Genomic DNA, 12,401 nt, shown 5'->3' on the forward strand with positions numbered 1-12,401 from the left:
CAGGGAGAAATCATGCGCTTTACCCTACTGCCACTGCTGGCATGTGCCGGCCTGGCCGGCGGCTGCGCGTCCATCGTGGGCGGCACCAGCCAGCACGTGCGGGTGGAGGCCCGCAAGGACGCCAAACCCGTCACCGGCGCCCAATGCCGCCTGGCCAACAGCAAGGGGACATACCAGGTCATCTCCCCGGGCACTGTCACTATCAGCCGGGCCTTCGACGACCTGACGGTACGCTGCGAACTCGACCCGCTCGAGCCCGGCACGGCATCGGTGCGCTCCTCCACCAAGGCCCTGGCCTTCGGCAACATCCTGTTCGGCGGCCTGATCGGCGTGGCCATTGACGCTACCTCGGGCGCAGCCTACGACTACCCTGAAGACATCCAGGTCGACATGGGCAGCAACACCCTCGTCACCATGGCGTCTGCGGCCGAGACGGCGATGGAGCGGGACCTGGCCACGCCGACGGCCGGCCAGACCGCCACGTTGGCGGTGGCTGCCAGGCCCGCCACCCCCGCCGTGCCCGCACCCGGAGCAAGCGGGCGCGCGCCGCGCGAAGAGCAGCCGATGACCATGGATTCGCTGAGTGGCCTGCTTGCCCCGCGCTGAACCGCGCTGAGCTGCGCGGGCCTGGGCCGCCTCGCGTGCCGGCGCCTCTAGCCGCCCAGGTAGGCGCGCCTGACCTCCGCGTCGCCGATCAACGCTCTGGCGGCCCCCTCCCGCACGATGGCGCCGGTCTCCAGCACATAGGCGCGATCAGCCAGCGACAGCGCCAGGTGCACGTCCTGCTCCACCAGCAGCACGGTCACGCCCGCGCCGCGCATGGCGACCAGCGCCTCCAGCAAGGCATCGACCACGACCGGCGCCAGCCCGAGGCTCATCTCGTCCACCATCATCAGCACGGGCGCGGCCATCAGCGCCCGCGCAATCGCGCACATCTGCTGCTCGCCCCCCGACAGGCTGCCCGCCAGCTGGCGCCGCCGCTCGCGGATGCGGGGGAAGAGCGCATAGGCGCGTTCCAGGTCGCGCGCCACGCTGTCCCTTTCTGCTCGGCGCTCGGCACGGCGGTAGGCGCCCATCAGCAGGTTGTCCTCCACCGTCATGCGGTCGAACAGCTGGCGGCCTTCCGGCACCTGCACCAGGCCCAGCCCGAACACCGCGTCCGGTGTCATGCCGGCCAGGTCGCGCCCGCGGAAGACGATGCTGCCCGTGCTCGGCAGCACATGCGAGAGCGCCCGCAGCAGCGTCGTCTTGCCGGCGCCATTGCTGCCCACCAGCGCCACGATCTCACCCGCCCCGACCGACAGGTCGACGCCGCGCAGCACGCGCATCTCGCCATAGCCCGCCTCCAGCGCGCGCACGGCGAGCAGCGGCGCGGCCTGCGCTGCCGTGCTCGCCGCCGTGGTCGATGCCGTGCTCATGTCCGCCTCTTGCCGAGATAGGCCTCGACCACGGCGGGGTCGGCCAGTACCGCCTCCGGCGCCCCGTCGGCGATCAGCTGGCCGTGGTGCAGCACCATAAGCCGATCCGACAAGCTCTTGATGGCCTGGATCACGTGCTCGATCACCAGCACGCTGATGCCTTCGCTGCGCGCCTTGCGGATCACCGCGATCACCTCTTCGATCTCCACCCGGTTCAGCCCCGCCATCACCTCGTCGCACAGCAGCACGCTGGGCTGCATCGCCAGTGCCTTGGCCAGCTCCAGGCGCTTGCGGTCGGGGCCGCCGAGAGAGTCGGCGCGCGCGCCCGCCTGGCGCCCCAGGCCGACGAACTCCAGCCAGGCGCGCGCCTGCTCGCGCGCCTGCGCCAGCCGCCGCGTGCCGCCGTCGCGCCCGAACAGCGCGCCCACCGTGACGTTGTCCAGCACCGACATGCCGGGGAAGGGCCGCATGATCTGGAAGGTGCGGCCGATGCCCAGGTGGGCCCGCCGGAAAGCGGGCAGCGCGGTGACGGACTGGCCGCGGTACAGCACCTCGCCCGCGCTCGGCGCCAGCGTGCCGCTGATCACGCTGACCAGCGTGGTCTTGCCCGCCCCGTTCGGGCCGATCAGCCCGAGGATCTCGCCGTCTCCTAGCGCGAAGCTGACGTCGTCCAGCGCGGTCAGCCCCACAAAGCGCTGCGTGATGTGGCTGACCGCCAGGATCGGGGCCGCCGGGGCCGAAGGGAGGGTGGTCCGGATCGCGCTCATAGCCGGTGCGCCCGCAGGTTCTCGCTGAAGTAGCGCCAGCGGGCCTTGCCGAAGCGCCGCAGCAGGTCGGCCAGGCCGCGCGGCATCAGCACTACGGCGGCGACGATCACCAGCCCGAAAAACATCCCCGCCACGCTGGTAGCCTTGCTCGACAACAGCTCCGACACCGCGGACAGGACCAGGGCGCCGATGACGGGCCCGAAGGCCGTGCCCGGCCCGCCGAACACCGCCATGATGATCATCTTGACGTTCAGCCCGAGGTCGAACGCGCTGCCGGGATCGATGAAGGTCACCCAGTAGGCGTGAATGCCGCCGGCCAGCGCGCTGAACAAGCCCGACAAGGTGAACGCCGTCACCTTGAAGCGCGTGGTGTCGACCCCCATCACCGCCGCCGCCTCCTCGCTCTCGCGGATCGCCACCAGGCCAAAGCCGAAGCGGCTGCGCCCGATCCAAAGCACGGTCAGCGTGGCCAGCGCCAGCAGGCCGAGCGATAGCTCGTAGAAGAGCGGGTCATCGTTCAGGGGCGGCAGGACCAGGCCGATGTTCTGGCCGGCCAGCGGCACATTGGAGACGATGGCGGCCATCACCTGTGCCAGCGCCAGCGTGGCGATGGCGAAATAGTGTCCCTTGAGCCGCAGCACAGGCAAGCCCAGCAGGATGGCGAAGGCCACCGCCAGCACCGCGCCGAACGCCAGTCCCACCGCGAAGGGCCAGTGCCACTGCACCATGGCGATGGCCACGCCGTAGCTGCCCAGCCCGTAGAACGTGGAGTTACCGAAGGAGGTATAGCCCGCATAGCCGCCGATGATGTTCCAGGCTTGCGCCAGCACCGCCAGCAGCAGCGCGTTGATGCCGAACTGGACCAGCACGTCGGAGCCATACCATGGCACGCCCGCCAGCGCGGCCAGCGCCAGCAGCATCGCGGCCACGTGGCGGCGTTTCATGCCGTCCGCCCCAGCAGGCCGCCGGGCCGCGCCACCAGCACCAGCACGAGGACGCCGAAGCTCGCCGCGTCGACGAAGGTCGGCCCGAGGTAGAGCGTGGCCAGGGCCTCGACCACGCCCAGCAGGAGCCCGCCGACGATCACCCCCAGCGGATTGTCCAGCCCGCCGATGATCGAGATGGCGAAGCACTTTGCGGTAAGGGGTGCGCCGATGTACGGATTGATCTGCGAGATGGTGCCGTACAACCCCCCGGCGATCCCCGCCAGCGACAGCCCGAGTCCGAAGGTCAACGCATACAGGTGGCGCGGCTCCACCCCATACAGGCGCGCGGCCACCAGGTTCTGCGCGGTGGCGCGGATGGCGCGGCCCTGGCGTGTATGCAACAGGAACAGCCACATGCCCACTGTCGCCACGATGGCCACGCCGAAGGCGCCCAGCCGCGCCACCGGCAGCGTCAGCGGCCCGAGCGCGATGCTGTCGCCGGCATAGGCGGGGTTGATGGTACGGAAGTCGGCCGAGAAGACGAGCTTCGCCAGGTAGGTCAACACCACCTCGATGCCGAAGGTGATCAGCAGCGTATTGAACATCGGCGCGCGCGCCACGCGGTTCAAGAGACCGCGCTGCAGCACGTAGCCGACCGCAAACAGCGCTGCGGCGGTGAGCGGAAGGCCGAGAAAGGGATCGATGCCTGCATCCGTGTAGAGGTACCAGGACACATAGGCACCCAGCATGATGAAGGAGCCGTGCGCCAGATTGACGATGTTCAGCACCCCCCACACCAGCGCCAGCCCGAGCGCCATCACGGCATACAGCCCGCCGAGCAGCAGGCCGTTCACCAGGATCTGGGCCAGCAGCGCCACCTTGCCACCCTGCCTGCCGCGCCGCTCAGCGGGCGGTCCAGGCCGGCATCGGATACTTGGGCGGCTTGACGAAACCGTGCGCGCCGTAGATTTCCGCGAGCTGGTTGCCCTGGACCTGCACCACCACCTGCGGCAGGTCAATCTGCCCCTTGGCACTGAAGGCGATGGGACCGTATAGGCTATCGAAGCTGACCTTGGCCAGCGCGTCGCGCACCTTCTGCGGATCGCTGGAGCCGGCGTCCTCGAGTGCTTGCACCAGCGCCTCGACGACCGCCACGCCAGAGGCGGCGTGGTAGTCCGGGTCGTAGCCGAAGCGGGTCTTGTATTCCTGCGCGAAGCGCGCAGCATCACCGAACCAGCGATCCTTGAGCGCCGCGGAGGGCAGCCAGGGCGTCATGCCGAAGGCGTAGTCGGCGTCCCTGCCCAGCGCCTTGCGGAAATCCTCGGTCGGCACGCCAACGGTGAACGCATACATGGCCGGGGCCACGGCCAGGCTCTTGGCCTGACGCACGAAGTTCAGGATTTCGGTCTCGTGCCCGGCCACCAGCACCGCATCCACGCCCTTGCTCTTGATCTGCGACAGCAGCGAACTGAAGTCGCTGGCGTTGGTGCTGTAACGCTCATCGATGGCCACCACCAGCCCTGCCTGCTTCAGCTTGGGCCGCGTACCCTCCGCCACCGAGACGTCGAAGGCGTCGTCGGCATACAGCAGCGCTACCGAGCGCGGCGCGGGCTTCAGCGCGCGCAGCATCTCCACCGTGGTACCGAAATAATTGCTGGCCGGCGCCAGCGTGCCGAACACATAGTGGAAGCCGCGTGAGAAGATCTGGTCCGAGGCCCCGCCGCCCTGCACCATCGGCACCTTGTATTTCTCGGAGACCGCGGAATCCGCCAGCGCGAAATTGCTGGCAAACGGCCCGAGCAGCAGGTTGACCTTGTCCTCGGCGACGAGCTGCGTGTACTGGCGCACGCTCAGGTTGACGTCGGACTGGTTGTCGTAGAGCTTCAGCGCAAGCTTGTGCGGCTGGCCACCGATCTTGACACCGCCCGTGGCATTGATCTTGTCGATCGCAATCTGGTAGGCGTCGCGGTAATAGCGGCCGGTGTTGGCCATGGGCCCGGTCAACTGGACCGAAGCGCCCAGCACGATATCCTGTGCCAGTGCGGCGCGGACCGGGGCCAAGAGGGTCAAGGGGGCCAGTACGGCGAGCGCGGCGGGCAGAAGGCGTGACCAGACTGTGGACATGGCGTAGCCTCCGCATGGAACATTACGAATTGATATTAGTGTCTTCCTGCTCTTTCGCAATGCCGGCGCCCCGCGACCGATACCCCGACGCGCCGCCCCGCATGCCGCAGCGCAGCGCAACTGCCTTAAGTTTCGCTTAAGAATTCCCCCCTAGCCTTGTGTCATGGCGCCGGCCAGCGCCTGCCGAGTCCATCGGCCCATCCAGACCGAACCGACATGATCCGCCCGACCCTTGTGCGCTCTGCCACGGCCATTGCCGCGCTGGCCATCGCCGTCGGCGGCGTTACCTACCTGCGCCGCGAGCCGGCGGCCCAGGCTGGCGGGTCTGCCGTCGTCGCCGCGCCGGCGGATCCCGTGGCCGCGCCCGGCAAACCGCTCGACTTCTCCGACATCGTGGCGCACTACGGGCCCGCCGTGGTCAACATCAGCGTCACGGCATCGGGCAAGACCGATGGCAGGGGTTCCCCGACCGGCGTCGACCCCGACGACCCGCTCTACCAGTTCTTCAAGCGCTTCGGCCCCCAGTCCCCAGGCCAGGGAGAGCCTCCCCTGGTACAAGGCCAAGGCTCCGGCTTTATCGTCAGCCCCGACGGCCTGATCCTGACCAATGCCCACCTGGTGGCCAAGGCCCAGGACGTGACGGTCAAGCTGATCGACCGCCGCGAGTTCAAGGCCAAGGTCATCGGAGTGGATACGCCGAGCGACGTGGCGGTGCTTCGCATCGACGCAAACGGGCTGCCCACCGTGCGGCTGGGCAATGCGTCGCGCGTGCGCGTCGGCGAGCCCGTGCTGGCGATCGGCTCGCCCTACGGCTTCGAAAACACGGTCACGGCAGGGATCGTCAGTGCCAAGTCGCGCTCGCTGCCCGACGAGAACTACGTGCCCTTCATCCAGACCGACGCCGCCGTCAATCCGGGCAGTTCGGGCGGCCCGCTGTTCAACCAGTACGGCGAGGTGATCGGCATCAATTCGCAGATCTACAGCGAGACCGGCGGCTATCAGGGTCTATCGTTCGCCGTGCCGATTGACGTGGCGGTCCGGGTGGAGGCGCAGTTGATCGCGCACGGCAACGTCACGCGCGGGCATATCGGCCTGGCCGTGCAGGAAGTCAGCCAGGCGCTTGCGCAATCGTTCGGGCTGCCCCGGCCTACCGGCGCGCTGGTGGATGAGGTGGACGCCGAAGGCCCGGCCGCCAAGGCCGGCGTCAAGCCCGGCGACGTGATCGTGCAATTGGGTAGCGCACCCATCGAACGCTCGGCCGACCTGCCCGAGCAGGTGGCCGATATCGCGCCGGGAACGCATACGACCGTCAAGGTCTATCGCAAGGGCAAGCCCATGACGCTGGCGATCCAGGTGGGCACGCTGACCGAGGCCAGTGCGGCGCCGCAGGCGGGATCACGCCTGGGCGTCACGGTGCGTCCGCTCACCCCGGGCGAAAAACGGCAAGGCGGCATCGACAGCGGCCTGGTCGTCCAAGAGGCAGACGGCGCCGCGGCGCAGGCCGGCATCGAGGCGGGCGACGTAATCCTCTCGCTGAATGGCACGCCGGCCAGCAGCAGCGACCAGCTGCGCGAGCTCGCCGCCAAGGCCGGCAAGCAGATCGCCTTGCTGATCCAGCGCGGCGATACCCGCATCTTCGTGCCGCTCGATCTCGACTGAGGCGCGCTGCCTGTCCGGCCCCGTCCCCTCCCGCTGCTAGCGGGTGCCGATCACCATGGAATCCGGGCCGGCCAGCGGCTCGACACGTGCCTGCGCGAAGCCCGCCTCCTTCATCCAGGCACAGCATTGCGCGCCGGTATAGTCGAAACCACCCGGCGTCTCGATCAGCATGTTCAGGCTCATCAGCAGCCCGAACGCATTCTGCCTGCGCGCATCGTCGATCACCGCATCATAGACGATCAGGCAGCCGCCAGGGGGCAGCGCCGCATGGCACTTGGCCAGAAGCTCGCGCTTCTGTTCGAGGTCCCAGTCGTGGAGGATGTGTCCCATCACCAGCACGTCGGCCGAGGGGCAGGGATCCTTGAAGAAGTCGCCCGGGTGGAAGCGCAGCCGATCCTGCAGTCCGTGCGCGGCAACGTAGGCTTCGAACACGGGGCCGACCTGGGGCAGATCGAAGCCGCCGCCGCGCAGATGCGGATGGGCCAGCGCGACCTGCACGGGCAAGGCCCCTTGCGCCGCGCCGATGTCGATGAACGAACCGTAGTTCTGCCAGGGAAATTTCTCCGCCATCGCCTTGGCCGCGCCCAGGCTGACGCCAGTCATCGCCCGCAGAAAGCCCTCAAGCGACTGCTGATCGCGGTAGATCGCATCGAACAGGCTTCCGCCCTGCTTTGCCTCGTTCTGCGGCTGCCCAGTGCGCAGGGCTTCGGTCAGCGAACCCCAGAACGCGTACAGCCTGGCATTGGCCATTTCCAGCAAGCCGCCGACATAGGTCGGCTTGGCCTTGTCCAGGAAGAGATCGGCGTCTGCGCTATTGCGGTACGTCCCGTCATCGCGTTCCAGCACTTGCAACGCGACCAGCGCATCCAGGAAGTCGAGGGCGGATCGTGGATGCAGCCCGAGCACGGACGTGAGTTCCTGCGCGCCGAGCGGAGCGCGCGCCAGGTGCGTGAACACGCCAAGTTCGACCGCCGACAGCAGTGTCTTCGCCGCCCAGAATCCCATGCCCAGCTGGAGAAGACGCTCAGGCGTGCGCTGCGCTTGCGATGTGCCGTCGGCACCGGGTTCCTGCGGATCCACACGTGGTGTGCTTTGCATCATTGCCCCCAGGAACGGATGTGCGGTGACGCGCCCGATGCCGAAACAGGCGGATCGATGGGTCTAAGCCTAGGCACCGGGAAAACAGAAATCCAGCCCTGTGCAGCTGGCCCGGAGCCGGACCGTATTGGTGAGCGAAAAAGGAAGCGGGCGGCACACGCATGCCGCCCGCCCGATTTTCGGCCCAGATCGTCAGCCCAAGGGGAAGGACTCCACCCGTTCAGCCGTCTTCGCCGAGGATCTCGCCCGCCATGTGGAAGGCCGAGTTCGCCGCTGGCACGCCGCAGTAGATCGCGGTCTGCAGCAGCACCTCCTTGATCTCGTCCGGGGTCACGCCATTGTTCGCCGCCGCACGAAGATGCAGCTTCAGTTCCTCATTGCGATTGAGCGCCACCATCATGGCGATGGTCAGCAGGCTGCGGGTGTGGCGCGGCAGGCCCTCGCGCGTCCAGATCTCGCCCCAGGCATAGCGCGTGATCAGATTCTGGAACTCCGTATTGAGCGGCGTCAGGCGCGACAGCGAGCGGTCCACGTGCTCGCTGCCCAGCACGGCCCGCCGTACGCCAAGGCCGGCCGCATAGCGTGCGTCGTCGTCCAGGCTGGCGGCGCGGCCGCTGCCAAGGAAGTCGACCAGCGCCTCGGTGAATCGCTCGGGCTGCTCGCGGTTGGACAGGTGCGCCGCGGGCAGCTCCCAGTAGCGCGCGCCCGGAATCGCATCGGCCAGTTCCCTGCCCTGCGCGGCGCTGGTCGACGGGTCCGCGCTGCCGGCGATCACGAGCACCGGCACGGGAATGGTCTTGACTGCCTCGCGCAGGTCGGCATCGCGCACAGCTGCGCAATTGGCGGCGTAGCCGCGCGGGTCGATCTGCGTCAGCACCGCGCGCAGGTCGTCCAGCCCTGCGCCGGCTGCGGCCGCGAACTCGGGCGTGAACCAGCGCTGCAGTGAGCCATCGACCAGCGGCGCCATGCCGTCGCGCATCACGCCGTCGATGCGCGGGTTCCACATCTCGGCATTGCCGATCTTGGCTGCGGTGTTGGCCAGCACGATATGGCTGAAGCGCTGCGGCGCGTTGACGCCCAGCCACATCCCGGTCAGCCCCCCCATCGAGAGCCCGCAGAAGGCAGCACGGCGGATATGGAGCGCATCCATCAGCGCCAGCACATCGGCGCCAAGCTCTGCCACCGTGAACGGCGCGGCGGGCGTGCTCGATTGCCCATGGCCGCGCGTGTCGTAGCGCAGCACGCGGAAGCGGCCCGCCAGCGCGCGCGCCTGCGGCTCCCACATGCCTTGGTCCGTGCCGAGCGAGTTGGAGAAGATCAGGACCGGCGCGGCGGCCGGGCCCTCGATGGTGTAGTAGAGCCGGACGCCGGCGTGGTCAAGGAAGGGCAAGACGGTCTCCTGTCTGGGTGCCGCCGGCATGGGTGCCGGCGTGCGGATCAACGGTGGGGAGCGGCGAGCGCCGCTCCCCATGCCTGTGCGGATGGGCGGGTGAGCGGGCTGGCGGCTAGTCAGGCCGCGCCGCCAGCGCGGCCTGCCAGCCCTGGATGGCCGCGTCGGCAAAGCGGGCGGATTGTCCGGCGTAGTTCGCCGGGTCGCTGAGGCGATCCAGCGCCGCGGCATCGAGCAATGACGCGGTGTCGGGCGATTCGGCCAGGGTCTGCGCCAGCGCTTCGCGCAAGGTCACGCCCTGGGCGACGGCGCGGCGCGAGGCCGACTCGACCAGGTGGTGGGCCGGCAGCCGCCCGATGCGTCCGCCCAGTTCCAGCATGGCAGCCTCACCCAGGATCAGGCCCCGCGTGATGTCGAGATTGGTGCGCATGCGTGCGGCATCGACCTGCAGGCCGGCCGCCACTTCCGCCATCTGGCGCAGGGCCCCGGCGGCCAGCGCCACGATCTGCGGCAGCGTGTCCCATTCTGCCTGCCAGCCGCCCAGCGCGCGCTCGTGCTCCTGCACCATGCCGGCCAGCATGGTGGCAACCAGCGGCGGCACTCTTACCGCCGCCGTCAGTACCGCCGCGCAGCCCACCGGGTTGCGCTTGTGCGGCATGGTGCTGGAGCCGCCGCGGCCCGGGCCCGCCGGTTCGGCCACTTCCGCCACTTCGGTCTGCATCAGCAGGGAGATGTCGCGCGCCATCTTGCCAAGGGTGCCGGTCAGCATGCCGAGCGTGGCGGCCACCTCCGCAAAGCGGTCGCGGTGGGCATGCCAGGGCAGTGCCGGCAGCGCCAGGCCGAGTTCGGCGGCGAAGGCCTCGGCCACGGCGGGCGCCGCCTCGCCAAGGCTGGCCAGCGTGCCGGCGGCGCCGCCGAACTGCAGCGTGGCGGCCTGCGCGCGCGCCGCGCCCAGGCGCAGCAGGTCGCGCCGCAGCGCGTCGAGCCAGCCGGCGGCCTTCAGGCCGAAGGTCATCGGCAGCGCATGCTGCAGCCAGGTACGCGCGACCATCGGCGTATCGCGGTGCGCCTGGGCCAGCGCGGCGCAGGCCGCGCCGAGTGCCAGCAGGTCGTCCTCGATGGCCGCCAGCGCCTCGCGCAACTGCAAGGCCATGGCGGTATCGATGATGTCCTGGCTGGTGGCGCCCCAGTGCACGAAGCGCGAGGCCGGCTCGTCGGCGGCGGCCACGCGCGCCGTCAACTGGCGCACGAAGGGAATGGCAAGGTTGCCGGCGGCCACGGCGCCCGCGGCGAGCGCGTCGAGGTCGATGACCTCGGCCGGTTCGCCCGCGCAGGTCGCTGAGATTGCCGCAGCGGCCGCGGCCGGGATCACGCCGCAGCGGGCCTGGGCACGCGCCAGCGCGCCCTCGGCCTCCAGCATGCGGCGTACCGTGCCGGTATCCGAGAAGGCGGCCAGCACGGCAGGGCTGCCGAACATGGGATCGGTCAGTCGGGAAGAAGTAGGCATGCGTAGGGGGCTGCGCGGCCCGCCTCTCGGCGGAGGCGATGCCGCGTCGGAATGCCGGAGCTCAGATGCTGAAGTATACGGTTTCGTCCTTGCCTTGCAGCACGATCTGCCAGCTCAGGCGCCCCGGGCCCGCTTCCTTGGCCACCAGCGTGTGGCGGCGTTCGGCCGGCACCTGCGACAGCGCCCAATCCGCCGCGTTGGCCTCGGCCTCGTCGGGGAAATAGAGGCGCGTCGACACGTGCTTGAGCAGGCCGCGCGTGAATACCGCCACCACCAGGTGGGGCGCCTGCGGCTTGCCGTCCGGGCCCGGCACCACGCCCGGCTTGACGGTGACGAAGCGGAAGTCGCCGTCCGGGCCGGTCGGCACGCGGCCGAAGCCGGTGAAGCCCGGCGTCAGTTCCAGATCGCGTTCATCGTCGGTATGGCGGTAACGGCCGGCGGGGTTGGCCTGCCAGATCTCGACCATGCCGTCCGGCACGGGATCGCCGTTGCCGTCGATCACGCGGCCTTCGATGACGATGCGTTGCGCGGCCAGCGACGGCGCCTGCGCGGTCAGGTCTTCACAGTACAGGCCTTCCAGGCCGATATGCAGATAAGGCCCGACGGTCTGGGATGGGGTGGCGTACAGCATGTCTTACTCCATCGGCGTGGCATCGCGGCCACGCAGCACGATATCGAAACGGTAGCCCAGCGCGTACTCGGGCTGCGTGGTTTCCCAATCCAGGGCGGCGATCAGGCGGTCGCGCGCCTTGGCGTCGGGCACGCAATTGAAGATCGGGTCGAAGGGCAGCAGCGGATCGCCGGGGAAATACATCTGCGTGACCAGCCGCGTGGCGTAGGCGTTGCCAAATAGCGAGAAATGGATGTGCTGGGGCCGCCAGGCATTGTGGTGGTTACGCCAGGGATAGGCGCCGGGCTTGATGGTCTTGAACTGATAGCGCCCATGCGCATCGGTGACCACCCTGCCCTCGCCGCTGAAGTTCGGGTCGAGCGGCGCATCGTGCTGGTCGCGCTTGTGCAGGTAGCGGCCGGCCGCGTTGGCCTGCCAGACCTCGATCAGCGCGCCGGGCACCGGGCGGCCGTTCTCGTCCAGCACGCGGCCGCTGACGAGAATGCGTTCGCCGATGGGCTCGCCGGCGTGGCCGGCGGTCAGGTCATTGTCGCCGGCGCGCACGAACTCGGCGCCGTACGCCGGCCCCGTCACCTCGGACAGGGTCTGCGGCAGTTCGATCAGCGGCTGCGACGGCGAGCGCGACTGGGTCGAGGCATAGGGATCGAAGCGGTATTCCGGCTGCGTATCCCAATAGGGACGCCGGTACTGAGCGAGCTTTTCCATGACGTTCGGGGTTCCGTGGGGCATCGATTGGGGCACTCTAACCGCGACAGGAAGTCATGTAAATTGAGATTTTGTTTGATTTCGATAACTTTTTATCGATCCAGCAACGATGGGCGATACCTGTCGCCTGACTCTGTCACCTGACTACTACGCCATCGCGGTAGCATGGCGGAGCC

Annotated in this window: 12 protein-coding genes; 2 read left to right on the forward strand and 10 right to left on the reverse strand. The window is 68.9% G+C overall.

Annotated elements, in window-relative coordinates:
* The first annotated feature begins 12 nt into the window (after positions 1-12).
* A complete protein-coding gene (locus AC1Z3O_RS27685) occupies positions 13-606 on the forward strand; it encodes a hypothetical protein (RefSeq protein WP_483519420.1) in 594 nt (197 codons plus the stop codon).
* Positions 607-653: 47 nt separating this feature from the next.
* On the opposite strand, the gene AC1Z3O_RS27690 is transcribed toward AC1Z3O_RS27685, so the two are convergent.
* The 5 genes from AC1Z3O_RS27690 to AC1Z3O_RS27710 are packed head-to-tail and all read right to left on the reverse strand — an operon-like array spanning position 654 to position 5,235.
* The gene (locus AC1Z3O_RS27690; protein WP_483519421.1) at positions 654-1,418 is read right to left on the reverse strand and encodes an ABC transporter ATP-binding protein; all 765 of its coding nucleotides are present in this window, start codon (positions 1,416-1,418) and stop codon (positions 654-656) included.
* Complete coding sequence (locus tag AC1Z3O_RS27695; protein WP_483519423.1) at positions 1,415-2,185, reverse strand: ABC transporter ATP-binding protein; 771 nt, start codon at positions 2,183-2,185, stop codon at positions 1,415-1,417. Before AC1Z3O_RS27695 ends, AC1Z3O_RS27690 begins: the two co-directional genes overlap by 4 nt.
* Complete coding sequence (locus AC1Z3O_RS27700; protein WP_483519425.1) at positions 2,182-3,129, reverse strand: branched-chain amino acid ABC transporter permease; 948 nt, start codon at positions 3,127-3,129, stop codon at positions 2,182-2,184. Before AC1Z3O_RS27700 ends, AC1Z3O_RS27695 begins: the two co-directional genes overlap by 4 nt.
* Positions 3,126-3,989: a branched-chain amino acid ABC transporter permease gene (locus AC1Z3O_RS27705; protein ID WP_483519427.1), complete on the reverse strand. Its 864-nt coding sequence runs from the start codon at positions 3,987-3,989 to the stop codon at positions 3,126-3,128. Before AC1Z3O_RS27705 ends, AC1Z3O_RS27700 begins: the two co-directional genes overlap by 4 nt.
* A 25-nt stretch (positions 3,990-4,014) precedes the next feature.
* The gene (locus AC1Z3O_RS27710; RefSeq protein ID WP_483519429.1) at positions 4,015-5,235 is read right to left on the reverse strand and encodes an amino acid ABC transporter substrate-binding protein; all 1,221 of its coding nucleotides are present in this window, start codon (positions 5,233-5,235) and stop codon (positions 4,015-4,017) included.
* Positions 5,236-5,451: 216 nt separating this feature from the next.
* Between AC1Z3O_RS27710 and AC1Z3O_RS27715 the strand changes: the two genes are divergently transcribed.
* Positions 5,452-6,894, forward strand: coding sequence for a Do family serine endopeptidase (locus AC1Z3O_RS27715; protein ID WP_483519431.1), 1,443 nt, complete (start codon positions 5,452-5,454; stop codon positions 6,892-6,894).
* 36 nt (positions 6,895-6,930) lie between these two features.
* Here the strand turns inward: AC1Z3O_RS27715 and AC1Z3O_RS27720 are convergent, their stop codons facing one another.
* The 5 genes from AC1Z3O_RS27720 to pcaH all read right to left on the reverse strand — a co-directional run bounded on the left by AC1Z3O_RS27720 (position 6,931) and on the right by pcaH (position 12,225).
* Positions 6,931-7,899 carry a methyltransferase gene (locus AC1Z3O_RS27720; protein ID WP_483522037.1) on the reverse strand — a complete coding sequence of 323 codons (969 nt, stop codon included), beginning with the start codon at positions 7,897-7,899 and terminating at the stop codon, positions 6,931-6,933.
* Positions 7,900-8,212: 313 nt separating this feature from the next.
* Positions 8,213-9,382, reverse strand: coding sequence for a bifunctional 3-oxoadipate enol-lactonase/4-carboxymuconolactone decarboxylase PcaDC (gene pcaDC, locus AC1Z3O_RS27725; protein ID WP_483519433.1), 1,170 nt, complete (start codon positions 9,380-9,382; stop codon positions 8,213-8,215).
* Between the two features lie 115 nt (positions 9,383-9,497).
* The gene (locus AC1Z3O_RS27730) at positions 9,498-10,889 is read right to left on the reverse strand and encodes a 3-carboxy-cis,cis-muconate cycloisomerase (RefSeq protein WP_483519434.1); all 1,392 of its coding nucleotides are present in this window, start codon (positions 10,887-10,889) and stop codon (positions 9,498-9,500) included.
* Positions 10,890-10,950: 61 nt separating this feature from the next.
* Positions 10,951-11,520: a protocatechuate 3,4-dioxygenase subunit alpha gene (pcaG, locus tag AC1Z3O_RS27735; protein ID WP_483519436.1), complete on the reverse strand. Its 570-nt coding sequence runs from the start codon at positions 11,518-11,520 to the stop codon at positions 10,951-10,953.
* A gap of 3 nt (positions 11,521-11,523) precedes the next feature.
* Positions 11,524-12,225, reverse strand: a complete 702-nt coding sequence (pcaH, locus tag AC1Z3O_RS27740; protein ID WP_483519438.1) for a protocatechuate 3,4-dioxygenase subunit beta — start codon at positions 12,223-12,225, stop codon at positions 11,524-11,526.
* Between the last annotated feature and the right edge of the window lie 176 nt (positions 12,226-12,401).

The sequence above is a fragment of the Cupriavidus sp. 09_S30 genome, from assembly GCF_056930435.1.

What these genes read in the sequence shown, in the direction of transcription:
- AC1Z3O_RS27685 (WP_483519420.1), top strand. Translation starts at nt 13, where the DNA reads ATGCGCTTTACCCTACTGCCACTGCTGGCATGTGCCGGCCTGGCCGGC.
- AC1Z3O_RS27690 (WP_483519421.1), bottom strand. Translation starts at nt 1,418, where the DNA reads ATGAGCACGGCATCGACCACGGCGGCGAGCACGGCAGCGCAGGCCGCG.
- AC1Z3O_RS27695 (WP_483519423.1), bottom strand. Translation starts at nt 2,185, where the DNA reads ATGAGCGCGATCCGGACCACCCTCCCTTCGGCCCCGGCGGCCCCGATC.
- AC1Z3O_RS27700 (WP_483519425.1), bottom strand. Translation starts at nt 3,129, where the DNA reads ATGAAACGCCGCCACGTGGCCGCGATGCTGCTGGCGCTGGCCGCGCTG.
- AC1Z3O_RS27710 (WP_483519429.1), bottom strand. Translation starts at nt 5,235, where the DNA reads ATGTCCACAGTCTGGTCACGCCTTCTGCCCGCCGCGCTCGCCGTACTG.
- AC1Z3O_RS27715 (WP_483519431.1), top strand. Translation starts at nt 5,452, where the DNA reads ATGATCCGCCCGACCCTTGTGCGCTCTGCCACGGCCATTGCCGCGCTG.
- AC1Z3O_RS27720 (WP_483522037.1), bottom strand. Translation starts at nt 7,899, where the DNA reads ATGGGATTCTGGGCGGCGAAGACACTGCTGTCGGCGGTCGAACTTGGC.
- AC1Z3O_RS27730 (WP_483519434.1), bottom strand. Translation starts at nt 10,889, where the DNA reads ATGCCTACTTCTTCCCGACTGACCGATCCCATGTTCGGCAGCCCTGCC.
- pcaG (WP_483519436.1), bottom strand. Translation starts at nt 11,520, where the DNA reads ATGCTGTACGCCACCCCATCCCAGACCGTCGGGCCTTATCTGCATATC.
- pcaH (WP_483519438.1), bottom strand. Translation starts at nt 12,225, where the DNA reads ATGGAAAAGCTCGCTCAGTACCGGCGTCCCTATTGGGATACGCAGCCG.